General features: G+C 73.9%; 28 protein-coding genes. 20 read left to right on the top strand and 8 right to left on the bottom strand.

Features of this window, described 5'->3' with window-relative positions; genetic code table 11:
- The first annotated feature begins 34 nt into the window (after window positions 1–34).
- The 4 genes from ACZ79I_RS02915 (at window position 35) to ACZ79I_RS02900 (ending at window position 4,103) form a co-directional block, all read left to right on the top strand.
- A complete protein-coding gene (locus ACZ79I_RS02915) occupies window positions 35–1,336 on the top strand; it encodes an alpha/beta fold hydrolase (RefSeq protein WP_471493765.1) in 1,302 nt (433 codons plus the stop codon).
- A gap of 66 nt (window positions 1,337–1,402) precedes the next feature.
- Window positions 1,403–2,146, top strand: a complete 744-nt coding sequence (locus ACZ79I_RS02910) for a PIG-L deacetylase family protein (RefSeq protein WP_471493763.1) — start codon at window positions 1,403–1,405, stop codon at window positions 2,144–2,146.
- Between the two features lie 34 nt (window positions 2,147–2,180).
- A complete protein-coding gene (locus ACZ79I_RS02905) occupies window positions 2,181–3,071 on the top strand; it encodes a sigma-70 family RNA polymerase sigma factor (protein WP_471504718.1) in 891 nt (296 codons plus the stop codon).
- 201 nt (window positions 3,072–3,272) lie between these two features.
- A complete protein-coding gene (locus ACZ79I_RS02900) occupies window positions 3,273–4,103 on the top strand; it encodes a pentapeptide repeat-containing protein (RefSeq protein WP_471493761.1) in 831 nt (276 codons plus the stop codon).
- On the opposite strand, the gene ACZ79I_RS02895 is transcribed toward ACZ79I_RS02900, so the two are convergent.
- Window positions 4,065–5,576, bottom strand: a complete 1,512-nt coding sequence (locus ACZ79I_RS02895; RefSeq protein ID WP_471493760.1) for a cytochrome P450 — start codon at window positions 5,574–5,576, stop codon at window positions 4,065–4,067. The two genes, ACZ79I_RS02900 and ACZ79I_RS02895, sit on opposite strands and share 39 nt — an antisense overlap.
- A gap of 118 nt (window positions 5,577–5,694) precedes the next feature.
- On the opposite strand from ACZ79I_RS02895, the gene ACZ79I_RS02890 reads away from it, so the two are divergent.
- Entirely contained in the window at window positions 5,695–6,303 is a 609-nt protein-coding gene (locus tag ACZ79I_RS02890; protein ID WP_471493759.1) for a TetR/AcrR family transcriptional regulator, read from the top strand.
- Window positions 6,304–6,438: 135 nt separating this feature from the next.
- On the opposite strand, the gene ACZ79I_RS02885 is transcribed toward ACZ79I_RS02890, so the two are convergent.
- The 3 genes from ACZ79I_RS02885 to ACZ79I_RS02875 all read right to left on the bottom strand — a co-directional run bounded on the left by ACZ79I_RS02885 (window position 6,439) and on the right by ACZ79I_RS02875 (window position 9,402).
- Window positions 6,439–7,491 (bottom strand): hypothetical protein, encoded by a 1,053-nt coding sequence (locus ACZ79I_RS02885; RefSeq protein WP_471493757.1) that lies wholly within the window; start codon window positions 7,489–7,491, stop codon window positions 6,439–6,441.
- Window positions 7,492–7,548: 57 nt separating this feature from the next.
- Entirely contained in the window at window positions 7,549–8,826 is a 1,278-nt protein-coding gene (locus ACZ79I_RS02880) for an FUSC family protein (RefSeq protein ID WP_471493755.1), read from the bottom strand.
- Window positions 8,827–8,907: 81 nt separating this feature from the next.
- Entirely contained in the window at window positions 8,908–9,402 is a 495-nt protein-coding gene (locus tag ACZ79I_RS02875) for an FBP domain-containing protein (protein ID WP_471493754.1), read from the bottom strand.
- A gap of 344 nt (window positions 9,403–9,746) precedes the next feature.
- Between ACZ79I_RS02875 and ACZ79I_RS02870 the strand changes: the two genes are divergently transcribed.
- The 3 genes from ACZ79I_RS02870 to ACZ79I_RS02860 all read left to right on the top strand — a co-directional run bounded on the left by ACZ79I_RS02870 (window position 9,747) and on the right by ACZ79I_RS02860 (window position 11,951).
- Window positions 9,747–9,971, top strand: a complete 225-nt coding sequence (locus ACZ79I_RS02870; RefSeq protein ID WP_471493752.1) for a hypothetical protein — start codon at window positions 9,747–9,749, stop codon at window positions 9,969–9,971.
- A 93-nt stretch (window positions 9,972–10,064) separates the two neighbouring features.
- Complete coding sequence (locus ACZ79I_RS02865) at window positions 10,065–11,384, top strand: hypothetical protein (protein ID WP_471493751.1); 1,320 nt, start codon at window positions 10,065–10,067, stop codon at window positions 11,382–11,384.
- 51 nt (window positions 11,385–11,435) lie between these two features.
- Entirely contained in the window at window positions 11,436–11,951 is a 516-nt protein-coding gene (locus ACZ79I_RS02860; protein WP_471493750.1) for a GNAT family N-acetyltransferase, read from the top strand.
- 36 nt (window positions 11,952–11,987) lie between these two features.
- Here ACZ79I_RS02860 and ACZ79I_RS02855 read toward each other — a convergent pair whose 3' ends face one another.
- On the bottom strand, window positions 11,988–12,266 hold the full coding sequence (locus ACZ79I_RS02855) for a hypothetical protein (RefSeq protein ID WP_471493748.1): 279 nt from the start codon (window positions 12,264–12,266) through the stop codon (window positions 11,988–11,990).
- Between the two features lie 349 nt (window positions 12,267–12,615).
- Here ACZ79I_RS02855 and ACZ79I_RS02850 point away from each other — a divergent pair, with 349 nt between their 5' ends.
- Window positions 12,616–13,905, top strand: a complete 1,290-nt coding sequence (locus ACZ79I_RS02850) for an ROK family transcriptional regulator (protein WP_471493746.1) — start codon at window positions 12,616–12,618, stop codon at window positions 13,903–13,905.
- A gap of 306 nt (window positions 13,906–14,211) precedes the next feature.
- Window positions 14,212–14,460 (top strand): hypothetical protein, encoded by a 249-nt coding sequence (locus tag ACZ79I_RS02845; RefSeq protein ID WP_471493744.1) that lies wholly within the window; start codon window positions 14,212–14,214, stop codon window positions 14,458–14,460.
- Between the two features lie 220 nt (window positions 14,461–14,680).
- Here ACZ79I_RS02845 and ACZ79I_RS02840 read toward each other — a convergent pair whose 3' ends face one another.
- Window positions 14,681–15,367 (bottom strand): HAD family hydrolase, encoded by a 687-nt coding sequence (locus ACZ79I_RS02840; RefSeq protein WP_471493742.1) that lies wholly within the window; start codon window positions 15,365–15,367, stop codon window positions 14,681–14,683.
- Window positions 15,368–15,405: 38 nt separating this feature from the next.
- Window positions 15,406–16,443 carry a PHP domain-containing protein gene (locus ACZ79I_RS02835; RefSeq protein ID WP_471493740.1) on the bottom strand — a complete coding sequence of 346 codons (1,038 nt, stop codon included), beginning with the start codon at window positions 16,441–16,443 and terminating at the stop codon, window positions 15,406–15,408.
- Window positions 16,444–16,627: 184 nt separating this feature from the next.
- On the opposite strand from ACZ79I_RS02835, the gene ACZ79I_RS02830 reads away from it, so the two are divergent.
- From ACZ79I_RS02830 to ACZ79I_RS02815, 4 genes are all read left to right on the top strand, one after another.
- The gene (locus ACZ79I_RS02830) at window positions 16,628–16,864 is read left to right on the top strand and encodes a hypothetical protein (protein ID WP_471493739.1); all 237 of its coding nucleotides are present in this window, start codon (window positions 16,628–16,630) and stop codon (window positions 16,862–16,864) included.
- A 232-nt stretch (window positions 16,865–17,096) separates the two neighbouring features.
- Complete coding sequence (locus tag ACZ79I_RS02825) at window positions 17,097–17,447, top strand: hypothetical protein (RefSeq protein WP_471493737.1); 351 nt, start codon at window positions 17,097–17,099, stop codon at window positions 17,445–17,447.
- 2 nt (window positions 17,448–17,449) lie between these two features.
- Complete coding sequence (locus ACZ79I_RS02820) at window positions 17,450–18,148, top strand: hypothetical protein (protein WP_471493736.1); 699 nt, start codon at window positions 17,450–17,452, stop codon at window positions 18,146–18,148.
- Entirely contained in the window at window positions 18,145–18,522 is a 378-nt protein-coding gene (locus ACZ79I_RS02815; protein WP_471493734.1) for a peptidase inhibitor family I36 protein, read from the top strand. The genes ACZ79I_RS02820 and ACZ79I_RS02815 overlap by 4 nt, the downstream gene beginning before the upstream one ends.
- Before the next feature lie 85 nt (window positions 18,523–18,607).
- Here ACZ79I_RS02815 and ACZ79I_RS02810 read toward each other — a convergent pair whose 3' ends face one another.
- Entirely contained in the window at window positions 18,608–19,837 is a 1,230-nt protein-coding gene (locus ACZ79I_RS02810) for a ricin-type beta-trefoil lectin domain protein (protein ID WP_471493733.1), read from the bottom strand.
- A gap of 310 nt (window positions 19,838–20,147) precedes the next feature.
- Here ACZ79I_RS02810 and ACZ79I_RS02805 point away from each other — a divergent pair, with 310 nt between their 5' ends.
- Genes ACZ79I_RS02805 through ACZ79I_RS02780 form a run of 6 tightly spaced genes read left to right on the top strand, consistent with a single transcriptional unit; the run spans window position 20,148 to window position 23,882 of the window.
- Window positions 20,148–20,330: a hypothetical protein gene (locus ACZ79I_RS02805; protein WP_471493731.1), complete on the top strand. Its 183-nt coding sequence runs from the start codon at window positions 20,148–20,150 to the stop codon at window positions 20,328–20,330.
- Window positions 20,327–20,779, top strand: coding sequence for an MrpF/PhaF family protein (locus ACZ79I_RS02800; RefSeq protein WP_471493730.1), 453 nt, complete (start codon window positions 20,327–20,329; stop codon window positions 20,777–20,779). Before ACZ79I_RS02805 ends, ACZ79I_RS02800 begins: the two co-directional genes overlap by 4 nt.
- Complete coding sequence (locus ACZ79I_RS02795; RefSeq protein WP_471493728.1) at window positions 20,772–21,035, top strand: Na(+)/H(+) antiporter subunit B; 264 nt, start codon at window positions 20,772–20,774, stop codon at window positions 21,033–21,035. Before ACZ79I_RS02800 ends, ACZ79I_RS02795 begins: the two co-directional genes overlap by 8 nt.
- Entirely contained in the window at window positions 21,032–21,778 is a 747-nt protein-coding gene (locus ACZ79I_RS02790; protein ID WP_471493727.1) for an MnhB domain-containing protein, read from the top strand. Before ACZ79I_RS02795 ends, ACZ79I_RS02790 begins: the two co-directional genes overlap by 4 nt.
- Window positions 21,775–22,122, top strand: coding sequence for a sodium:proton antiporter (locus ACZ79I_RS02785; RefSeq protein WP_471493726.1), 348 nt, complete (start codon window positions 21,775–21,777; stop codon window positions 22,120–22,122). The genes ACZ79I_RS02790 and ACZ79I_RS02785 overlap by 4 nt, the downstream gene beginning before the upstream one ends.
- Window positions 22,122–23,882: a complex I subunit 5 family protein gene (locus tag ACZ79I_RS02780; RefSeq protein ID WP_471493725.1), complete on the top strand. Its 1,761-nt coding sequence runs from the start codon at window positions 22,122–22,124 to the stop codon at window positions 23,880–23,882. The genes ACZ79I_RS02785 and ACZ79I_RS02780 overlap by 1 nt, the downstream gene beginning before the upstream one ends.
- Window positions 23,883–23,959 lie beyond the last annotated feature (77 nt).

Raw genomic sequence — 23,959 nt, 5'->3', positions numbered from 1 at the left:
CGCGGCCTGGAAACCGTCCGTCCCGGGAGCCCCCTTGAGCCTCAGCTACCGCCAGCCCGGCGTCGTCCTGACCGACCGCCGCTTCACCGTGCCCCTCGACCACGACGACCCCGCGGGGGAGACGATCGAGCTGTACGCGCGGGAGGTCGTCGCAAGCGACAAGGCGGACGACGACCTGCCCTGGCTGGTCTACCTCCAGGGCGGCCCCGGCTTCGGGGCAAACCGTTTCATCGGCCGCCAGGCATGGCTCGGCCGGGCCCTGAAGGAGTTCCGGGTGCTGCTGCCCGACCAGCGTGGCACCGGAGCCTCCACACCCGCCAACCGGCAGACGCTCCCGCTGCGCGGCGGCCCCCGCGAGCAGGCCGACTACCTGACGCACTTCCGCGCCGACGCCATCGTCCGCGACTGCGAGGCCATCCGCCGCCAGGTCACCGGCGGTGCCCCGTGGACGGTCCTCGGGCAGAGCTTCGGCGGCTTCTGCACCGTGAACTACCTCTCCACGGCGCCCGAGGGCCTGCGCGCCGCGCTGATCACCGGCGGCCTGCCGTCGCTGGACGCGCACGCGGACGACGTCTACCGGGCCGCGTACCCGCGCATCGAGCGCAAGGTCGCCGCGCACTACGCCCGCTACCCGCAGGACACCGAACGCGTCCGCCGTATCGCCGAGTACCTGCTCCAGCACCAGCCGGTCCTGAACAGCGGCTACCGGCTCACCGTCGAGGCGTTCCAGTCCCTCGGCATCCTCCTCGGCGGCAGCGAGGGCAGTCACCGCCTCCACTTCCTCCTGGAGGACGCCTTCGTGCGCACCCCCTGGGGCGTCGCGCTCTCCGACGCGTTCCAGGAGGAGGCGCACAACCTCCTGTCGTACGCGGGCCATCCCCTGTACGCACTCGTCCACGAGGCGGCCTACGGCCAGGACGACCGCCCCACCGCCTGGTCGGCGGAGCGGGTGCGGGCACAGTTCCCGCAGTTCGACGCGGCGAAGGCGCTGACGGGCGAGGGGCCGGTGCTGTTCACGGGCGAGTCCGTGCACCCCTGGACGTTCGACACCGACCCGGCACTGCGCCCGCTGCGGGAGACCGCGCACCTGCTCGCCGAGCGCACCGGCTGGACCCCGCTGTACGACCGCGCCCGCCTCGCCGCCAACGAGGTGCCGGTGGCCGCGGCGGTCTACCACGACGACATGTACGTGGACACGGCCCACGCCCTGGAGACGGCCCGCGCCATCCGCGGCCTGCGCACCTGGGTCACGGACGAGTTCGAACACGACGGCGTCCGCGCAGGCGGCCCACGGGTCCTGGACCGCCTGCTGGCGCTGGCACGGAACGAGATCTGACGCGGCGTCGGCGGCGTGCCCCGAAACTCCTCGGCGGCCGAGGGAACACGGAGTTAGTCTGCGGGCATGACGCAGCCGCGGAGCGACCGACTCGAACCCATGCCCGGAGACTGGCGGCGCGCCCTCGCGGTCGTCGCCCATCCCGACGACCTCGAATACGGCTGCGCCGCCGCGATCGCCGGGTGGACCGACGGCGGCCGTGACGTCGTGTACGTCCTCGCGACCCGCGGCGAGGCGGGAATCGACTCGCTGGAGCCGGCCGTCTGCGGGCCGCTGCGCGAGCGGGAGCAGCGGGCGAGCGCGGCGGTGGTCGGCGTGTCCACGGTGGAGTTCCTCGACCACCGGGACGGCGTCATCGAGTACGGAGTCGCACTGCGCCGGGACATCACGGCGGCGATCCGCCGGCACCGGCCCGAGCTGGTCCTCACCCTCAACCACCGCGACACCTGGGGCGGCGTCGCCTGGAACACCCCGGACCATGTGGCCGTGGGGCGTGCCACGCTCGACGCGGTCGCGGACGCCGGCAACCGGTGGATCTTCCCGGAACTCGCCGCCCAGGGTCTTCAGCCGTGGAACGGCGTCCGCTGGGCCGCCGTCGCGGGCTCCTCGGCGCCCACGCACGCCGTGGAGGCGGCACCCGGCATGGAGCGCGCGGTGCGCTCACTGCTGGAACACCGCACGTACATACAGGCGTTGACCGACGACGACCCGGAGACGTACGCACGATCCTTCCTGAAGGCCCAGGCCGAGGCCACGGGCGAGGGCTTCGGCGGCAGGCCGGCCGTCGCGTTCGAGCTCTTCAGCCGCTAGCCGGACGATCGTGGACATCCACATGCACATGTACATGCACAGTGATCTGCTGGCGGACCGCTTCCAGGAAAGCCGCGGGCAGCTCAGGGCCGTCGCCTACCGGATGCTCGGCTCGCTGAGCGAGGCCGACGACGCCGTCCAGGAGACCTGGCTCAGGCTGAGCCGCTCCGACGTGAGCGGGGTCAAGAACCTCGCCGGCTGGCTCACCACCGTCGTGGGCCGGATCTGCCTCGACATGCTCCGCTCCCGTTCCGCGCGCCGCGAGGAACCGATGGCGGAGACCTTCGTGCCCGACCCGGTCGTCGGTCCCCTCGACCACATCGATCCCGAACAGGAGGCGCTGCTCGCCGACTCGGTCGGGCTGGCCCTCCTCGTCGTGCTGCAGACGCTGGAGCCGGCGGAGCGGCTCGCCTTCGTCCTGCACGACATGTTCGCCGTGCCCTTCGACGACATCGCGCCCGCCGTCGGCCGCACGCCCGCCGCGGCCCGGCAACTCGCCAGCAGGGCCCGCCGCAGGGTGCGGGACGCGGACGCCGCGCCCGATCCGGACCTCGTGCGGCAGCGCGAGGCGCTGGAGGCGTTCCTGGCGGCCTCGCGCGGCGGCGACTTCGACGCCCTGGTCGCCGTCCTCGACCCGGACGCGGTGCTGCGGGTCGACGCGGGCGTCCTGGCCGGCGGCGCGGCCGCGTCCAAGGTGGTGCACGGCGCGGCGGCGGTCGCCGAACAGGCTTTCATGTTCCGGCAGTTCGCGCGCTACGCCCGGCTCGCGCTGGTCAACGGCGAGATCGGGCTCGTCACGGTGCACGAGGGAAGGCCGCTGTCGGTCACGGGCGTCACCGTCGCCCAGGGCAGGATCACCGGCATGTACATCCTGGCGGATCCCGAGCGGCTGGAGCGGCTCGGCATCACGGCACCGGCGCCCTGACCCGGCGATCGCGGCGCGGGCGGGACGCCCCTGTCCGGGAGCCCGGCGACCGCTGTGCGCAGCGCTTCCCAGGAGCGCGAGAAGAGGTCCACGGCCGCAAGCCGGCAGCGTCCGGGACCCGCCGCGTCCGGCACCCGCCGCGACCGGGGCCGTCACGGCCTCGCCGCCGGGGCCGTGCCGCCTCCGACTAGGGTGGACGCCATGCGCACACCCGCCGCCGACCGTTCCCGGCTGCGCGCCGACTGCAGCCGCTGCTTCGCGCTGTGCTGCGTGGCGGTGCCCTTCGCCGCCTCGTCGGACTTCGCGATCGACAAGGACGCCGGCACGCCCTGCCCGAACCTCCGGGACGGCTTCCGCTGCGGCGTCCACACCGAGCTGCGGCCGCGCGGGTTTCCCGGCTGCACGGTCTACGACTGCTTCGGCGCCGGACAGAAGGTCTCCCAGGTCACCTTCGCCGGGCGGGACTGGCGGTCGGGCGGCCGGGAGCACGCCCGGCGGATGTTCGACGTGTTCCCCGTGGTGCGCCAGCTCCACGAACTTCTCTGGTACCTGACGGAGGCGCTCACCCTGCCCGCGGCCCGCCCGGTCCACGCCGACCTGCGCCGGATGCTGGAGAGGACCGAGCGGCTGACCCTGCGCCCCGCGCGGGAACTGGGGGAGCTGGACGTGCCCGCGCACCGGCAGGAGGCCAACGCCCTGCTGCTGCGGGCCAGCGAGCTGACACGGGCCGGAACCAGGGGCAGGGGGAAGGACCGGCGGGGCGCCGACCTCGTCGGCGCCCGTCTCAAGGGGGCCGACCTTCGCGGGGCGAGCCTGCGCGGCGCGCTGTTGACGGCCGCCGATCTCACGGGCGCCGACCTGCGCGGCGCGGACCTGATCGGTGCCGACCTGCGCGGCACCGACCTCACCGACGCCGATCTGACGGGCGCCCTCTTCCTGACCCAGCAGCAGATCGACTCCGCCCGGGGCGGCGCGGGCACCCGCCTGCCGGCGTCAGTCGTGCGCCCCGGTCACTGGGCAGCGCGCCGGTGACGGTGCCTCGGTGAGGACAGGGGGCGCGGGGGGCGCCGCGGCCGCGCGGTCGAGGTGCAGCCGCAGTCCGTCCGGCATCAGGGTCAGGCGTTCCGCGACCCGCAGCCGGTAGCCGGGATCGGGCCGCAGCGTGTAGCGGCGCAGCAGCAGGCCCAGGACCAGTGTCGCCTCGTGCAGGGCGAACTGCCGCCCGATGCAGGCGCGTGCCCCCGTCCCGAACGGCTTGAAGGTGTGCGCCGGCCGGGCCCGTACCGCCCGTGCGTCGAACCGGTCGGGGTCGAACCGCTCCGCGTCCGCGCCCCACACCTCCGGGTCCCGGTGCAGCAGCGCCGTCAGGACCAGCGCCCACGCCCCCCGGCGCATCGGATGGACGCCGTCCAGGACCGTGTCATGGCGTGCCTCGCGGGCGAAGGCCGGCGCGGTCGGCCACAGGCGCAGCGACTCGTCGAGGACGCGGCGCACGTACCGCAACTTGGCGACCTGCTCGTATCCCGGCCGTGCGACGTCGCCCCACACCCGGTCCACCTCCTCCCGGGCCCGCGCGCTGATCTCCGGATGCCGGGAGAGGTAGTGCAGGGCGAAGGAGAGCGCGCCCGAGGTGGTCTCGTGCCCGGCGACCAGGAAGGTGATGACCTGGCGCCGGATGTTCTCGGGCGAGAGGCGTTCCCCGGTCACCGGGTGGGCGGTCCGCAGCATCCGGTCGAGCAGATCGCCCTCGCCGCCGGCCGCCCGCCGGTCCCGTACGACCTCGTCCACCGTGCGGTTGAGGTAGGCCATGTCCGCCTCGTTGCGCCGGGCGGCGCGGCGCAGCAGCAGGGGGGTCAGCGGACCCGGGACGACGTTGCGCCGCTGCGCGAACGTCAGGGTGCCGATCATCGCGGTCACGAAGGGGTGCGGCCGGGAGCGCTCGAAGGAGCCGAAGTCGTGTCCGAAGCCGGTGCGTGCGATCGTCTCCAGCGTCAGCTTGGTCATGTCGCCGGGCACGTCCACGGCGCGGCCCGCCGCCTGCTCCGCGTCCCAGCGGTCCATCAGCCGCTCCGCCACGTCCAGCATCATCGGGTGGTAGCCGGCCATGGCCTCCCGGCTGAAGCCGGGTGCCAGGACGTCGTGCGCCAACTGCCAGTTCGGCTCGTGGTTGTAGGCGGTGAACAGCCCGTCCCCGGCGACCGGCCGGAGATTGGCGACGCCGAGGCCCACGTGCTTGGCGAAGCGCGACTCGTCGGAGAGATCGGCCACCGGCCGCCCGCCCCAGACGAAGACGATCTCCCGGCCGAAGAACTTCCGCCGGAAGACCGGCCCGAGCCTGCGCCCGTGCCGCATGGAGTCCTGCAGCGGTCTGCGGGGGTCGGCGCCGAGCACATCGCCGACGAACGGGATCCGGTGCGGCGGGTGCGGAATGCGGTGCAGCTCCGGCCAGCCCAGCTCAGCACCGCGGAAGCCCTTGGGAAGCGCGGTCGCCGTCGTCTCCGCCATGACGCCATCTCCCTTGGTGCGGCGGCACGTCGAGCAGTGCCCATGCCTGTTGTACGTGGGTTCAATAGCCGCCTCAGTGTGGTCCCGCCGTTGAACCGGCGTCAAGTAGAGTGCGGTCATGGCCGCGAACCAGGGGGAGCGCACGCGCCGCCGGCTCAGCACCGAGGAGCGCAGGGAGCAGCTTCTGTCGGTCGGGGCGCGGCTGTTCTCGGAGAGCCCGTACGACGACGTGTGGATCGAGCAGGTCGCCGAGATCGCGGGCGTCTCCCGCGGACTGCTCTACCACTACTTCCCGGCCAAGCGGGACTTCTTCGCGGCGGTGGTCGAGCGGGAGAGCGAGCGGATGCTGCGGATGACCGAGGCCGTGCCCGGTGTCCCGGTGCGCGAGCAGCTCACCGCCGGGCTCGACACCTATCTGTCCTACGTCGAGGAGCATGCGCACGGCTTCCGCGCCTTCCACCGCGCCGACGCGGCCGGGGACCAGGCCGTGCGCAGGGTCTACCAGCGGTCGCTGGCGGCGCAGGAGCGGCAGATTCTGGCGGCGCTCGCGGCGGATCCCGAGTTCGGCCGGCTGTCCGAGGAACGCCCGGACCTGCGGATCGCCGTCCGCGGCTGGCTGGCCTTCACGACGGCCGTGTGCCTGGAATGGCTCCGGGGGGCCGAGCTGTCCCGGGAGCAGGTGCGCGATCTGTGCGCCCGGGCGCTGCTGGGGGCCATCGCGCCCTGACGAGCCCGTTCCGCGGGTCGGGTGCCTGGCCGGGGCGCGCTCCGAAGGGGTGACTGCCCCACCTGGACGGCCGGGCCCTCCGCGGCCGGGCGCGCCCGCTCGGTTCCGGCCGCCGCACCGCGCGCCGTGCCGGGGCTACCAGTCGCCGTCCTGGACCGGCTTGCCCGGGGCGTCGCCGAGCGGCTTCACCTGGTGCGGCGACGGCTCCTGCCAGGGCTCGTGGTCCTCGCCGAGCCAGTCACCCACCGGCTTGACCTGGCCGAGGGCGTCCGCCGGCGCGAGGTCCTCGCCGTCCTGGTCGTAGTAGTCGAACCACGGCAGCCCGGCCTGCGTGTACGCCGCGCGGTCCACCGGGGACGGCTCAGGCGCCTCGCCCGTGATCCGGCGCCACTGCGGGGGCGTGACGAGATGCACGAACACCCGCCCGCCCGGCTCCTCCGCCCAGCTCCCGGCCGGCCACTTGTCCCGGTAGACCTCCTGGCGCATCGCGCCGCCGACACCCAGCCCCATGGCGGGCGCGCCGCGCGTGGCACCGGCCGGGGCCGGGGCCACGGCCCTGGGGAACGCGGCGCCCGGGGCCGGCGGAGCGCCCCCGACGGGTCCCCCGGCGGCGGGCGCGGCCTGGGCGATCTCCCGGGCCCGCTCGCGCTTGCGCCGCTCCTCCTCGCGCCACCGGGCGAGCGGCTCCTCCTGCAGAGGGAAGGTCTGCAGCTGTATGCCGCCCCACACCTCCTCGCCGGTGACCTGGCCCTCGACCGTGGCACCGAGGCCGAGCGGCACCGCCACGAACTGGCGGACCGTCCCCTTGCCCGAGTTGATCCCGTCCAGCCACGGCTGGCGCGGCAGCACCACGTAGTTCTGCGGGTGGCGTGCCAGGCGCGAGCTCCACGGCCTGCCGGACACCGCGCAGACCTTGCCCACCCCCACCTGCAGGGCGGCCGGTTCCGTCGCACCGAAGCTCAGCCACATGGCCTCGCGCAGATACACGGGCAGCATCACGCCGCCGCGTGCCCGCCACTCGGCGGGCACCGCGTCCGCGTAGTCCTCCACCCGGCGGACGGGGAACTCACCGAGCCCCGGCGGCAGCGCATGCGTGCCCGACTCCGGAAGCCGCAGCGTCCGCATGAAGCGGACCCGTACACCCCCCGGCAGCACCAGACTGTTCCCGTCGATCCGCACCGCGCCCATGCGCCCGCCCCTCTCCCCGTCCGGCCTTCGCCCTCGCATGCGACGACCCGTTCGTCGTCACCTAGAACGACGGGCCGGGGCGGCACGGTTCCGGCGCCGCACAAGCCGGCGGATCCGGGAGAGCCGGAGGCCGCGCACGCGCTCCCGCAGCGGGGTGAGCAGCGGATTCCGTTCCCGCTGCTCCCGGGTCCCGCGGTCCAGCTCCTCGAACAGCCGGCGTGAGCGGTGCTCCGTGTCCAGTTCGTCCAGGATGCGATCGACCTCGGTCAGCACGGCGCCGTGGAAGTGCCACTGACGCGTGCCCCGTTGCACCTCTTCCAGCAGCAGCTGGGCCAGCTTGTCGCGGGTCGCCCCGGCCGTGCCCAGCTCCTCCGCGAAACGGGCCTCTGCGGACTCGGCGTTGCTGCTGACCTGAGTGGTGACGAGGACACCGAAGCTGACCACGGCGTCGCCGATCTCGGACAGCAGCCGCTCCAGCATCGCCCCGATCCCGGCCTCGAACAGCGGCTCCGGATCGCGTTCCTTCGCCAGGTCGGCGAGGGTACGGGCGATCACCCGCAGCACCACGGTGCAGATCTCCAGCGTGTCGAGCCCGGTGCGCAGCACGATCCGGTGCAGCAGGCCGTCGCGGACCCGCGGGTTGAGCTTCAGGCTGTCCTCGGCCTGCCGCAGGGCCGCGTCCACCTGTGAGATGTCGTGGTCGAGCCGGCGTGCCTCGTACAGCCGGGCCGTGGCCTGGGCGACCGGGGTGCGGCCCGCCGCCTGCTCGCCGACGCGCAGCATCAGCTGCCGCATGCGGCGCGCCAGATCCTCGATGGACTCACCGGCGGGGCCCACCCACACCGGGGGAGCGAAGACCACGTTGACGGTGAGGCCGACCACCGCGCCGATCAGGGTCTCCAGGACCCGGGCCCAGGCGGTGGTGCCGACCTGTGTCACCCCCAGGACCAGCATGGCGCTGATCGCCACCTCGGGCACGAACTCGCTGACCCGCACGAGATGCCCGACGGCCAGTGAGGCGAGGATGATCAGGGCCAGGCTCCACCAGGTCAGGCCCACCAGGGTGCTGAAGCCGATGGCGATGACGACGCCCGCCACCACGGAGTTCACCCGGCGCACCCCGGTGGTGATGGTGGCGTAGAGCGTCACCTGGACGACGAGGAGGGCCGTCAGCGGTGCGGTGAGCGGAGCGGGCTCGGAGCTGAGGCGCAGGGCGACCACGTAGGCGAGGGTCGCGGCCGCGGACGAACGCACTGCCTGGACGACCTCGGGCTCCTGGCGCCACTTCACGATCCGGGCGGCCACCCGCGCCCAGGCATCACGGACATCTCGCATCCCAAGCCTTTCCCGTTCCCCAGAAGCATCGCATGTGGGCGACCGGGTCAGGGACACGCGTGCCGGGTGCCGTACCGCGCGTCAGGCGTACAGCTTGTCGAGGAAGGCGGACAGGTTGCCCGTCATGCGGGCCGTCTGCTCCTCGACGGTGAGGCTCTCCTCGAAACGGCCTCCGGCCTCCGGCACCTTCTTTCCGCGGACGTACAGGGAACACGCGAGGTCGGTGCACATGTAGACGCCGACCGAGTTGCCCTCGCGCCCCGCCGCGCCCGCCTTACGGGCCGTCATCAGGGAGACCCCGCCGCCGGGGTGGGTGGTCAGGCAGAGCGAGCACATGCTGCGGTGCAGGAAGCCGCGCTGCGAGGAGGGAAACCGCAGCGCCACACCGGTGAGACGGCCGGCGTGTTCGGTGACCAGACAGCTGCGATCCGGCGCCCCGGGGTCCCGCCAGCCGAGGAAGTCCAGGTCGTCCCAGGGGCGTTCGCCGAGGTCGCGGGGGATCGCCAGGCGTTTTGCCTCACCCTTGGAGCAGTTGATGAAGGAATTGCGGATGTCCTGCTCGGTGAGTGACCTCATGGGGAGCCTCCTGGGCCGGGTCGGCCAAGTCTGAAACTAGGGGCACTAGGTTTCTGCCTAAGCTATTCAAGGCCATGCCGACAAGCCACTGAATTCCGGCGTCCGCTGTTCGGGCAGGCTGCCGGCGTCCGCTGTCCCGGCGGGCTGCCGGACCCGACGGATGCCGCCCGGCACGGCGTACGGCGCTCCGGATCCGGCCCCGGCCGCCCCACCGCACTCGGATCCGGGCGCCGCGCCCGTTCGAATGGCGGGGTGCGGACACACGGGACGAGCGGTTCCCCGGCGGCGCGCTGGTCTTCGACGCGGTGCCGCGCTGGTTCAGCACGCGCACCCTGCACGGGCGGATGCGCACCGCCCAGGGCTACCGGCCGCCGCCCATGCCGTGGGGGCTGGACACGGGGGACCTGCCCCGGGTGCGCACCGCCCACCCGGCCGTCGCCGATGTGCGCGAGCTGCGTCCGCCGCGCGGCCGGGGCCTGTACCACGGAGCGCTCGCGCCCCTGCAGCACCGGTTGCCCGTGGTGCGCAACCTCCGCCCGACCATGACCGTCCTGGCCCGGTTCGCCTGACCACCGCCCCCGGCGCCACCGGCGTGCCCGTCCCGGTTTCCCGGTGGGAAAACGCGTTGAGGGGTCCCGTCGCCATCGGCAAGGATCTCCGCCATGTTCTCGCGCAGGAATCGCCGTCCGAAGTCCGCCGAACTGCTCACGGCCTGGGAGTGCCTGGACGCGGGGGACGTCCCCGGCGCCCTGCGCCGGTTGCGGGCCGGCGCGGAGAACCTGCCGCCGGCAGAGGTGGCCCTCGTGGTGGGGCGCGCGGCCGGCTCGGCCGGGTTCGACGACCTCCGGGAGGCCGCCGCGGCGCTGGCCGCCCGTCCCGAGCAGGCCCGCGCCCTCTACGACTTCGGATACGCCTGCGTCGAGCGAGGTCTGTCCTATCTGGCGATCCCCGCCCTGCGCGGCGCCCTCGCCCGGCACCCGGGCGCGCTCCCGGTCGTGCGCGAGCTGGTGTCGGCGTACGAGCGGGAGGGCTGGCACCGTGAGGCCGTCGAGGAACTGACGCGGCACGAGAGCGGCTTCGCGGACTGGCCGGACCGCTACCTCCTGGCCTTCAACGCCGTCATGGCCGGCGACCTGGCCCTGGCGAACCGTCAGCACACGCTGCTGCCCGATCCGGAGGACCCGCAGTGGCTGCCGGCGCGCGACCGCCAGCGCCGCATGCTGGAGCGGGCCGCGAGCGCCGCGCGGGTCAGCCCGCTGGACTCCACGGACCTGCGGGGATGGCAGTTCGTCATCGGCGGCACGGTGCTCGGCACACTGTCCCCGTTCGGCTTCGCGGCGGGCATGACCGGCCGGTACGCATGGGTCCAGGACTCCCACGGCGCGTGCCTGCGGGGCCTGCTGCGGCTGAAGGCCCTCCTGGCCGCCGCCGAGGTGCGACCGCGCTCGGTGTCGCTGCTGCCCGACCGCGGCAGCCTCATCCTCGGCCTGGCCGCCGCCGACGTGCTGGACCTCCCGGCGGAGCCCTTCACGCCCGGACGGCAGGACACCGTCGTGATCGCGTACGACCTGAACGAGCTGGCCGCGACGGACGAAGGGCCCGAGATCCTCGGTCAGCTCTTCGAACGCGCTCCCGGGCAGGTGCTGCACGAGCACGCGAGCAGCTGGACCGATGCCCCGGTCGTCACCGCCGACAGCGTCACACTGCTGGGCCAGTCGGTGGTGGCCCCGTGGGACGGGCAGCTGCGCCAGGGCGACGACGGAGGCGTGGAACGCACGGCGGCCGACGACCGCCCCGCCGCGGAGGTCTCCGCCGGCATCGTGGCGGCCGACCCGTCGCCGGACGAGGGCGACGGCGGGACTCCCGCGGACCCGGACGAAGGGTTCGCGGCCTTCGCCGCGGCCGTCCGCGACACCTGGCTGCGGGGCGACCGCGCCCGTCTGACCTCGTCCGGCCCGGTACGCAGCTCACGGTTCGCCTGACGGCGGCCCGGTCCCCGGCGGCTGTCGGACCCCTGCCCTAGGGTGGCCGCCATGGAGACCACGGACGCACGGCGGGTACGGCTGGAGCCCTGGGCGCAGGGCGACTTCTGGCTGCTGCGGAGGGCCAACAGCCCGGAGATGACGGAGCACTTGGGCGGCCCCGAGACCGAGGAGCAACTGCGCGCCCGGCACCAGCGCTATCTCGCCGTGGAACCGGGCGGGATGTACCGGATCACCCTGGCGCGGACCGGCGAGGCGGTCGGGTCCATCGGCTTCTGGGAGCGGGAGTGGCGGGACGCGACGGTGTGGGAGACCGGGTGGGGGGTGCTGCCCGAGTTCCAGGGACGGGGCCTTGCGGCACGGGCGGCCCGCGCGGTCATTGACGAGGCGAGGTTGGCGGGTACGCACCGGTTTCTGCACGCGTTTCCCCACGTCGACCACCACGCTTCGAACGCCGTCTGCCGGAAGGCGGGCTTCGAACTGCTCGGCCCGGTCGAATTCGAGTACCCGAAGGGGCACTGGGGCCAGTCCAACGACTGGCGGATCGACCTCGGCCGGGGTGCGTGACGCGGCCCGCGCCGCCATCGCGGGCCAGAAGGCCTTCTAGGCGCCTTCCACCGGCTCCCCGGCCTGTGCCTGCACCTCGGCCTCGATGTCGCCCCGCTGCCTTCCGTGCTCCTTCGCATAGGTGGCGACCTCTGCCTGCATGTCGCGGTCGAGGTCGCGCCAGGCGCGCCATGCGGTCTCGTAGGTGTCGGTCTGCTGCCTGGACCAGAGGGCGTCGGTGGGCGGGCCGTACCTCTCGCGCAGTTCCAGGGTCCTCGCGTGGGCCTCGTTCGCCGCACGCCGCATCTCCACGAGTTCTTCGAAGGTCTTCGCCACGGCCCCGGATACTAGGCTCGCACGTGGCGGCCCGGGTTCCGCGACCCGCTCGACGGGAGCGGAGATCGACCGGTCGGCCCTAGAGCTGTCACGGGCGTCGAGTTCATGCCTCGTCGCGCCGCCTCGGGCCGCACCACCGTGCGCCACCGCCACCGCCACCGCCACCGCCCGGCGCGTGGACGCCCTCTGCCCGATCACGCTCATGGCCCCCGGCGCTCGAAGCCGCCCTCACCCCTCATACCTTAAATCAGGTGGTGATTTAAGCGCGGTCGCCGTCGGCGGCGGACTGCGCGCCGAGCGGGCCGGCACGGCGTATCGTGCGGGCCGGGACAGGGCCGGAGGGAGCGACATGGCGGGGCGGAACGGGCGTACGGTGCGTGACCTGCGCCGGGGCAATCGCGCCGAGGTGTTGCGGCGGCTGTACTTCGACGGCCCCATGAGCCGTTTCGAACTGGGTCCCGCCACGGGGCTCAGCTCCGGTTCCGTCAGCAACGTGGTCGCCGAACTGGTCGCCGACGGCCTGGTGGAGGAGGCCGGCAGCGTCGATTCCGACGGCGGCCGCCCGCGTACCCTGCTACGGGTCGCGCCCGGCAGCGGTCACATGATCGGCGTCGACGTCGGCGAGACCCGCGTCCGCGTCGAGCTGTTCGACCTGGCCCTCACCGAACTCGCCCGCGCCGACCGGCCGCTGGAGCACGAGCGGTACGACGTCGAGGTCGTCGTCGGTCACATCCGCGACGGCATCGCGGAGGTCCTGGCAACCGCGGGCACCGCCCCCGAAGGGCTCCTCGGCGTCGGCATCGGCGTGCCCGGCATCGTGGCCGGCACACCCGACCGGGGTGCCGTCGTGCACGGCCAGACCATCGGCTGGGACGGCGTCCCCCTGGAATCCCTGCTCCGTGCCACGTGCCGACTCCCGGACTCCGTCCCGTACTTCATCGACAACGGCGCGCGGACCCTGGGCCAGGCCGAGATGTGGTTCGGCGCCGGACGCGGCGCCCACAGCGCGGTCGTGGTCCTCGTCGGCTCCGGCGTCGGCGCCTGCCTCGTCACCGAGGAGGCGGGCAACGGCCGGGCCGTGGAGTGGGGCCATCTGACGGTACGGGTCAGGGGGCGCCGCTGTCGCTGCGGCGCCCTCGGCTGCCTGGAGGCGTACGCCGGCGCGGAGGCCCTTCTCGACCGCTGGCGCGAGCAGGGCGGCCGGCCGCCCGGGGACGCCGACGAGGAGACCGCGCTGACCGCCCTGCTCACCGCGGCCTACCCGTCCGAGGGCACCGAGGCCGACCCGGCCGCGCTCGGCGTCCTGGAGGAGACCGCCGAGTACCTGGGCGCGGGCCTGTCCGACCTGATCAATCTCTTCCAGCCCGAGCGGATCCTCATCGGTGGCTGGGCGGGCCTCCAGCTCGGTTCGCGGTTCCTGCCCGCGGTGCGGCGGCACGCGGCGGCGTACGCCCTGCGCCACCCGGCCGAGCGGGTCTCCATCGGCCTCGGCAGGCTCGGCCCGGACGCCGTGACGGTCGGCGCGGCGATCCTGCCGCTCGCCGACTTCTTCGCCCGGGGCGGCCGGCGCGCCGAACCCACCGGCGAGGGCCGTCCCCCGGCATGGCGGGCAGCACTGCGGCAGCGCATGCCGCGCTGACCGCCGCGGTGGCCGGACGGGCCCGCCGCCGGGCCCGATGACGGCGGCGTGAGCGGCCGAACGGCGCCGGTCGGGGCGGGCGTTGCCGGGGGTGCCGCCCTCGGAGGCATCTGGCGCGGGTGCGCGGACCACCTTGCGCCGCCCGCGGTCACGCGTCATTCCGGACGGGCCCCCCGCGGGCGGGATCACGGTGCTTTCGGCGGCGGGCCGGCGTGCGCGTTTCGGTGACGGCCGCCGCGGTACTCGCGGCCTTTCGGTATGGGGGCCGCGCGCCGCGCAGCCCCCGCGCAGAAGGGAGTGTGCGCCGTGACCGATCACCGGCACCCGGGCCCCGGCGGGAAGGCCGGTCCGGTCCCGCGGGACATGCCGGACCAGCAGGCCCGCGAGGGCCGCGATCCGTGGGACCCCCGCTCCGCACGGGGCGGCGGCACCGCCGAGGCGGAGGACGCCGCCGACGTCCCCGACACGGACGAGGCGGGTACGGGCCGGCAGGGCACCCCGCGCTCCGGCGCCGTCCACCCCGAGCACCCCGTCCCGGACGAGGCCCCCGGCTGACCGCGACGCGCGGGAACGAGAGGCGCCGGAGACGCCCGGGCAGAGAAGAGCCCCGACCGGACGGGGGAATCACGGTCGGGGCGGTCTGGGACGGGCCCGGCGGGGGTCGCCCCGGCCCACAGCTTGTTCAACGAAAAACTACCTGCCGGCGTTCCGGAAAGCCGGGCCCCTGGAAGTGATCTCCCTCACAGGCCCCCTCGCGACTCGCCCGCCGGGCCCGTCACAGGTCTTCCTCGCGGATCGCCTCGGTGTCCGGGGCCAGCGGGCTGTCGCCCAGCATCTCCAGCAGATGCGCCGGATCGCGGTAGACGGCGCACGCCCCGGCCTCCTGCAGATCCGCTCGCGGAATTCCCCCGGACAGCAGACCGACGCAGGTCACCCCGGCCCGGGTGCCTGCCCGCATGTCCCACACCGTGTCCCCCACGAACACCGCCGACTCGGGCGGCACCCCGGCCAGTTCCAGCGCGTGTTCGACGGGCTCGGGCGCCGGCTTGCCGGCCTCCACGTCGTCCGCGCTCGCCGTCGCCGTGATGGCGGTGTCCGCCCCGATCGCCCGCCGCAGCGCCGACAGCTCGTGCCCGCCCGCCGACGTGGCGAGCACGACGTTCCAGCCGTCGTGGTCCAGCCGCCGCAGCAGCCGCCCGGCGTCCTTCAACGGCGGCAAACGCTCGAAGTACGTGGCGTACAGCGTCGTGTGCGCGGCGACGAGCCTGTCGACCTCGTCCCGGTCACGGCCGCCCAGGAGATGCGCGATCAGGTCCTCGGACGCCAGGCCCACCGCCCGGTGGACGGCGTGCATCGGCACCCGGTGACCGGCCTGCCGGAACGCCTCCCACCATGTGGTGACATGCAGATGATTGGTGTCGACGAGGGTGCCGTCCACGTCGAACACGGCCGCCCGTCCCATGATTCCCAGCCTCCCTCACGTACGGGGCGGGTACCACGTCATGCGCCCGCCACACGCGCGGGCAGCCTGCGCTCCCGGGTCCAGGCCAGCAGCTCGTCCGCGGTCCACGTGGTGATCACCCGCTCGTCGGGCACCCCGCACTCCTCCGCCCGCGCGCAGCCGTGGATCTGCCAGTCCAGCTGGCCGGGCGCGTGCGCGTCGGTGTCGATCGAGAACAGCACGCCCGCCCCCACCGCCCGCCGCAGCAGCCGCCGCGGGGGGTCCAGCCGCTCGGGCCTGCTGTTGATCTCCAGGGCCGTACCCGACTCCGCGCACGCGGCGAACACGGCATCGGCGTCGAACTCGGACTCGGGCCGCCCCCGCCCCGTGACCAGCCGTCCCGTGCAGTGGCCGAGCACATCGGCCAGCGGGTTGCGGACGGCGGCGACCATGCGGCGGGTCATCGACCGGGCGTCCATACGGAGCTTGGAGTGGACCGACACCACCACCACGTCGAGCCGCTCAAGGAGTTCCGGCTCCTGGTCCAGCGACCCGTCCTCCAGGATGTCGCACTCGATGCCGGTGAGCAGCCGGAACGGCGCCCACCATGCGTTCAGCGCGGCGACCGCCTCCAACTGCTCGCGCAGCCGCTCCGCGGACAGCCCCCGGGCCACGGTGAGCCGGGGCGAATGGTCGGTGAGCGCCGCCCACTCGTGCCCGATGCGCGCCGCCGTCCTGCCCATCTCCTCGATCGGGCTGCCGCCGTCGGACCAGTCGGAGTGCAGATGGCAGTCGCCGCGCAGCAGCGCCCGCAGCCGCTCGCCGCCGCCCTCCGGCAAAGCCGCGCCCTCGTGCTCCAGCTTCTCCAGGTAGCCGGGGATCCGTCCCGCCAGTGCCTCCCGCACCACCTGGGCCGTCGTCGGGCCGACGCCCTTCAGCGACTCCAGGGTCCCGGCGGCGGCGCGCGCGGCCACCTCGCCCTCGGGCAGTGCCGTCAGCACGGCGGCCGCGGTACGGAAGGCCCGTACGCGATAGGTGGGGGCCTGGGCCCGCTCCAGCAGGAACGCGATCCGGTCCAGGGCCGCGACGGGATCCATCGGCACCTCCTTCCCCTCAGCGTTGCCCACGCGCCCGCGCGCCGCACGGCGAGCGTGCGCAGGGGCGCCGTCACCCGCCCGGACGAACGCCGGGGGCGGGGCTTCCTGCCTTCCGCACAGCGGCCCGGGGACGTGCGCGCACCGCTCGGCCGCCGAGTCGCGCGAACCGCTCTAGGCTCGATACATGACCGAAAGCGCAGCCCCGTACATTTCCCACCCGCGGATCGTGGTGCACGCGGTGCAGCCGGGTACGCCGCCGTTCCGCATCGTGGAGATCGACGGCGAGATGGTCGGCGAGGCGAGGTCGCTCACCCAGGTGCTGGAGTTCGCCGCGGACGCGGGCATCCCGGTCCACGACGTCGACGACCCCGACGTGGTCCGCTGGGTGGGCGGCGACAAGCTGACCTGGACGCTGCACTAGCCGCCGGTTCCGTGCCGCGACCACGACGGCGCCCGTCGGCCGCTCCGCCGGGCGCGCGGCGAGCTGCGATTCACACGCCGGAGTGAGCCCCGGCACGGCGATATGCCCCCACACCCCGCCAAAGACCGCCGATCAGTGCGAAGTGTGCATGTGGCACCTTTCCCGAGGGCACGTTGATCTCGCCGGGTGATCAACAGCCGCCCGGCTCCTCCTCTTCGCTCCGGGAGTCGTCGTGTTCCGTCGCCGTGCCCTGCCCGCCGCCCTCGCCCTGGCCGCACTCCTCGCCACCGCCCCGGCCCACGGCGCGGCCCGCGCCGGGGACGTGTGCTTCTGGACCGAGCCGGGACAGCACGGCGTCTCGTGGTGCTACACACCACCGGGCTACACGGACGTGCCGGAGTTCCTGCACGACAAGGCCGCGTCCTTCCGCTCCACCACCGACACCGCGGTGTACGCCATCGACTGGGCCCGGGACACCTGCTACTACCGCCTGATCCGCGGCCATGACCTGGCGGACAACTGGCCCTGGGGCGCCCGTCTCGACGGGGTCGCCGACACCACGATGGGCTGCGAGGTCGGCTGACCGTGCGACTGCCGCGCGCACTGTGCGCCGCCGCGCTCGCGGTCCTCGCACTCACGGGCTGCGCCACCACGGCGGCCGGGCCCGCCCGGCCCGCGCTGCCGACCGGCGAACGGGCCCGTGACGACCTCATCGACACCGCCCAGCGCCTGCTCGTCGACCGGTGCCTGGCCCGGCAGGGGCTCACCCTCGGCCCGGACGGGCGGGACCCGCGGCTGGAGGGCGCCCTCTTCGGCCGCGGCCGGCCCGAACTGTCCGTGACGCTCGCGACCGGCTACACCGTCACGGCCCACACCGACGGATGCCTGGCCGCCGCCCAGCGCGAGCTGTACGGCGACCAGCGGCGCTGGTTCCGCACCCGGGTCGTCGTGGACAACCTGCGGGCCGAGGCCCAGCAACGGATGAGGAACGACCCCGACTACCGTGCCGCGACAGCCCGTTGGGCCCGCTGCAGCGCCCCCGCGCGCGGCCCCCGCCCGCGGCGCCCCGACCCCGTCGTCGCCGAGCGCTGCGCCCGGCGCAGCGGCCTCGCCGCCCTCCGTGCCCGTCTGGAGCCGGCCCTGCTGGCCCGGGTGCGTGCCGAGCACAGCGGCCACCTCACCACCTACCGGCAGCTGCGCATCCGCGCACTGCGCCGCGCGGCGGACCTGTGCGCCACGCGGACCGTCCGGGCAACCGAACAGAAAGGCAGTACCACCTCGTGATCAGCAAGCGTTTCACGCTCTCGGCCGCCGCTGTCCTCCTCGCCGTCGCCGGAGGGCTGGCCGTGGCCGCGCCGTCCGGCGCGGCCGACTGCCCGAGCGGCAACTTCTGCGTCTGGGAGCACGCGAACTTCGACGGACAGCGGGCCAACTGGTCCGGCGACGACGGCTGGTGGGAGAGCTGGATCGCCGACGCGGACTCCTCGTGGGCCAACCACGGCATCTCCGGCCCCGGCGTCAAGGACCACGTCCAGGTCCATGAGGACGCCTGGCAGGGCGGCGCCATGACCATCTGTCTCGCCCCGGGGGAGGAGGTCGGCTACAACGCCGTCGCCAACGACCGCGGCGACTCCCACACCTGGACCATGGGCTGCTGAGGCTTCCCGCGCCCGCGCTCGCGCCGGCGGCCGGAGCGGACGTGGCTTCGTCCGCTCCGGCCGCCGGCCGGCCGTGGCCGGCCGGTCAGCCGACCGTCCACTTCTGGTTGGCGCCACCGGAGCACGACCAGATCTGCAGCCGTGTGCCGTTGGCGGAGTCGTTGTCCGTCACGTCCAGGCACTTGTCCGCCTGGGGGTTCACGATGTCGTGTGCGGCGGTGACGGTCCACTTCTGGTTGGGCCCGCCCGTGCAGTCCCACAACTGGACCTTGGAACCGTCGGCCGTGCCGTTGCCGACGACGTCCAGGCACTTGCCGAGCGCCCGCAGCGTGCCGTCCGAGGCCACCGTCCACTTCTGGGCGGCGGTGCCGTTGCAGTCGTACAGCTGGACGGGTGTGCCATCGGCGGGGTTCGCTCCGGCCACGTCGGCGCACTTGCCCGCGAGTCCGGTGATCGGCACACCGGTGCCGCCGGTGCTGCCGCTCGTCGTCACCGTCACCGAATCGACGACGAGTTGCTGCGGGAAGACGGTGGAGCCGTCGGGGTCCCCCGGCCAGTAGCCGCCGACGGCGAGATTGAGGATCAGGAAGAACGGCTTGTCGAACACCCATGTCCTCCCGCCCAGATCGGCCGGAGTGCGCCGCTGGTAGACCGTGCCGTCCACACTCCATGTGATCGAGTCGGGCGCCCAGTCGACGGCGAAGGTGTGGAACGTGTCCGCGAAGGCCTGGCCGTTCGGCAGCGAGTACGCGGCGCCGATGCCGCCCGAGCCGGAGTAGCCCGGGCCGTGAATGGTGCCGTGCACGGTCGAAGGCTCGTAGCCGACGTTCTCCATGACGTCGATCTCGCCCGAGTCCGGCCAGTTCACCGGAGTGCCGAGCATCCAGAACGCCGGCCACATGCCCTGCCCGCGCGGGATCTTCATCCGGGCCTCGACATGGCCGTACTGCGTCGTGAACTTCCCCGCCGTGTTCAGGCGGGCAGAGGTGTACTGGCAGGTGCCGTACCAGCACTGGTAGCCCGCCGGGTTCTCACGGCGGGCCGTGATCACGAGGTGGCCCTGGCCGTCCAGCGCCGCGTTGCCGGTGCCCGGCGTGTAGTACTGCCGCTCGTGGTTGTTGACGTTGTCGCCGGTCTCGGTCTGCCACTTGGACGGGTCGACGGCCGCACCGGCGGGCCCGTCGAAGGTGTCGGAGAAGACGGTCGCGTCCGCCGCCTCGGGCGCCGCGTGCGCCGGGCCGGTGAAGGCCGACGCGGCGAGCACCGCCGAGAGCGCGGCGAGCAGACATCTGCGGAGCAGGCGCGGGGAGTCCATGACGTTCCCTTCCGTGCGGCCGCCCTGGTCCGGGCGGGCCACTGTGGTGGGGGGTGCCGGCGCGGCCGAGTGCGCCGACCGCGCCGGAAGGGTTCGCGGAGTGCCGATTCGCTTCTTGATTCAAGAGGTGAGATAAGGGGGCGTCAAGAGTCTGGTCCGGACCAAAGGCCGGATCCGTGGCGGCGGTTTCCCCTCGCGCGTGAGGGGAACTCCGGGCACCAGTCGCTCGCGCGCCGCCGCTGACCGGGGCCGGGGCGGTGCTTGGATGACATACCGGACATTTCCTTGGCTGCTGGGGCGGAGGTGGCGCATGAACCCGGGTACGACGCTCCGGGCCGCACGCGGCATTCTCCTGTGGTGGGCCGGTCTCACCGTGCTCTGGCTCGTCCTCATCAGCACCGTCGACACCCTGGAGTGGGCCGTCGGGACGTCCGTCGCGCTCGTCGGCGCCGTCGCGGCACGGGCCGCGCGGCGGGCGGTGGGCTCCCCGTGAACGGCTGGACCCTCACGGCCACGGTCGTGCTCGGGGCGGGCGTCGGCGCCACGGTGTGGGCGGTCGCCACCGGACCGCTGCGCCGCCGCGTCATCGCCCAGAACCTGTCCAGCGCCCTCGCCGCCCCCGGCCTGCTCCTGCTCGCCCAGGGCTACGGGCGCCCGGCGTACGTCGACGTCGCCCTCCTCCTCACCCTCCTCGGCCCGGTCGGCACCCTCGTCTTCGCCCGGCTGCTCGCCGACGACCTGGCCGGCGACCCGCCGCACGCCCGGGCCGTCACCCTGGCCGCGGCGGCATTGGGAACCGTCGTCGTCCTGGTCCTGTGCGCCGCCACCGGGCCCGGGCGGGCGATGGCCAAACTGCTGGTGACCGGCGCCCTGCTGACCGGCGGCAACCTCGTCGCCTCCCGGGCCCTGTCGGGCGGATTCCAGGGGAGCCGCCGTGGATGACCCGCTGATCGTCGTCGTCCTGCTGCTGGTCGCCGCGTCCGCGACCGCGGCCGTCGCCGTCCGCGACCCCGTCCGCCAGGCCCTCGTCCTGTCCGTCCTCGGCGTCACCCTCGCCCTGCTGTTCACCGTGGTGCAGGCCCCCGACGTGGCCCTGTCGCAGCTCGCCGTGGGCTCCGCGCTGACTCCGCTCCTCCTGCTGCTCTCGGTCCGCAAGGTCACCCGGAGACGGAAGGGCCCGAAGGGGAAGGCGCGGTGACGCGGCGTCTGCGGCTGATCGTCCTGGCCCTCGGCGGCGCGGGCCTGGCGGCGCTGCTCGCCGCCGCGTGCCTCGGCCTGCCCGGCTTCGGCGGCGACCGGCACCCCTACGGCGACCGGGCCGTGCACGCCTCCTTGAGCCGGCGGACCGCCAACACCATCGCCTCCGTCAACTTCGACCAGCGCGCCTTCGACACGCTCGGCGAGATGAGCATCCTCTTCGCGTCCGTCCTCGGCACCGTCGTCCTGCTCCGCCAGACCCGCGACGAGAAACGCGGGAGGCCGGAGCCGGAAGAGGTCGCCCTTCCCGTCCGCCGGTACGCCCTCGTCGTGCTGCCTGTCGCCATCGTCACCGGCCTGTACGTCATCGCCCACGGCCAGCTCAGCCCCGGGGGAGGCTTCCAGGGCGGAGTCGTCGCCGCGACGGCCCTCCACCTGCTCTACCTCGGCGCCGACTACCGCGCCCTGGAACGCGTCCGGCCGGTCGGGCTGTTCGAGGCCGGTGACGCCCTCGCCGCCTCCGCGTACCTGGTCCTGGGGCTCGCGGGCGTCCTCGCGGGCACGGCGTTCCTCGCCAACACCCTCCTCCCGTACGGCACCTTCGACACCCTGTCGTCCGGCGGCACCGTCCCGCTCCTGAACGCCGCCATCGGCATGGAGGTCGCCTGCGCGGTCGTCGTCCTGCTCGCCCGCTTCCTGGACCAAGCCGTCGAGATCGAGGGGGAGGAGGGCGGCACGAGATGAGCGCACTCCCGTACCTCGTGGCCGTCTGGATCTTTCTGATCGGCTGTCACGGCCTCGCGACCAGCCGCAACCTGATCCATGCGGTCGGGTGCCTGGCCGTCTGCCAGTCCGGCACCTATGTGCTGCTGCTCGCCGTCGGCTACCGCGACGGCGCCACCGCGCCCGTCTACTCCGACATCAGGCCCGGCTCGCGGCCCGTCGTGGACCCGGTCGTACAGGCCCTGACCCTCACCGACATCGTCGTCGGCGCCACCGTGACCGCGCTCCTGCTCGCCCTCGTCATGCAGGTCTCCAAGCGCCACGGCACCATCGACCCGGACGAACTGCGGGAGCTGCGCGGCTGATGAACCACCTGCTGCCGCTGGTCGTCGCCATCCCGCTGCTCGGTGCCGCCGTGCTGATCGTGTGCGGACGCCGGCTGCCGCGCGTCGCGGCCGAGAGCGCCGGGTGCGCGGTCTCGGCCGGCACCGCGGGCCTGGCGATCTGGCTGTGCCTCAACTCCTCGCCGCCGCTGGTCGAATGGGTCGGCGCCTGGACGCCCCGGAACGGCGAGAGCGTCGGCATCGTCCTCGTCGGGAACGGTCCCGGACTCGGCATGGCCGCGCTCGCCTCGCTGCTCACCCTGGCCGCCCTGGTGTACTCCTGGCACTACTTCGACGAACCGCCCCGCCGGCATGCCGGCTCGTATCCCGCCCTCATGCTGCTGTTCCAGGGCGGCATGACCGGCTTCGCGCTCACGGGCGACCTCTTCGACGCGTTCGTGTTCTTCGAGCTGATGGGTGCCGTCGCCTACGCCCTGACCGGCCATCGCGTGGAGGAACCCAAGGCCGTGCAGGGCGCCCTGACCTTCGCCGTGGTCAACTCCCTCGGCGCCTACGCCATGCTCATGGGCATCGCGCTGCTGTACGCGCGCACCGGCCAACTCGCCATGACCCAGATCGGCCGGGGGCTCGACGCCCACGGCGGGCCCGACGCGCTGACACTCGCCGCCTTCGTCCTCGTCCTGACCGGACTGCTGGTCAAGGCCGCGGCCGTGCCCTTCCACTTCTGGCTGCCCGACGCGCACGCCGTCGCACCGACCCCCGTCTGCATGCTGCTGTCCGGGGTCATGGTCGAACTCGGTGTGTACGGCGTCTGGCGGGTGTACGACACCGTCTTCTCCGGCCCCGGCGGGATCCCGGCGGCCGACCTGCAGCGGGCCCTGCTCGTGCTCGGCACCCTGACCGGCGTGCTCGGCGCCCTCATGTGCTGGTACCAGCGGCATGTGAAGCGGCTGCTCGCCTACTCGACGGTCGCCCACATGGGACTGTTCCTCGTCGGTGTCGGCCTGCTCACCCCGGAGGCGGACGACGGCGTGGCGCTCTACCTCCTCGGCCACGCCGGGGTGAAGGCCGCGCTGTTCGCCTGCACCGGTGTGCTCCTGGACCGGTTCGGCTCGGTCGACGAGCACGCGCTGCACGGACGCGCCCGGACACTGCGCGGCGTCGGGGTGATGTTCGTGGCCGGCGGCCTGGCACTCGCCGGACTGCCGCCGTTCGGCACCTTCATGGGCAAGGCGATCGCCGAGGAGGCGGCCGGCGGACCGCTGACCGTGCTGTTCGTCGCCGTGTCCGCGGTGACGGCGGGCGCGGTCCTGCGGGTCGCCGCACGCGTCTTCCACGGGCTCGGTCCGAGACCGCGGGACGACTCCTCCTACGAGACCCCCGGCACCGGTGAGCGGCCCGAGACCCGCAGCCGTCTGAGCCGGATCCCGGACACCATGACCGCCGTCCCCGCCCTGCTGCTCGCCGCCTCCCTCGCCGTCGGCGCGGTCCCGGGCTTCGCCGGGGTCGTGGCGCGCTCCGTGAACGAGGCCGCGTCGGGCGGGGCGGTCACCCCACCCCACTGGACCGTGAGCGGCCTCCTGCTCGGACTGGCCTCCACGGCCCTCGCGGTGGGGCTGGCCGCGCTCGCCGTCCACCACCCCGGACCGTTCGGCGAGCGCCCCTGGACGGTCCCGCTGCGCCGTCTGCAGTCCGGCCACATCGGGGACTACGTGGCCTGGCTCCTGGCGGGCGCGGCCCTGCTGGGGGCGCTCGCCCTGCCGGGCATCCTGTCCGGCTGACCACCCGGGCCGCGCGGCACCGGCGTCCTCCGGGGGCACTCGCGGTGGCCGCTCAGTAGCATGTGGCGGGCAGGCTC

The organism is Streptomyces sp. PSU-S4-23 (genome assembly GCF_055632315.1).
Note: the sequence above shows the minus strand (reverse complement) of the source record. Positions and strands in the feature narration are given on the sequence as shown.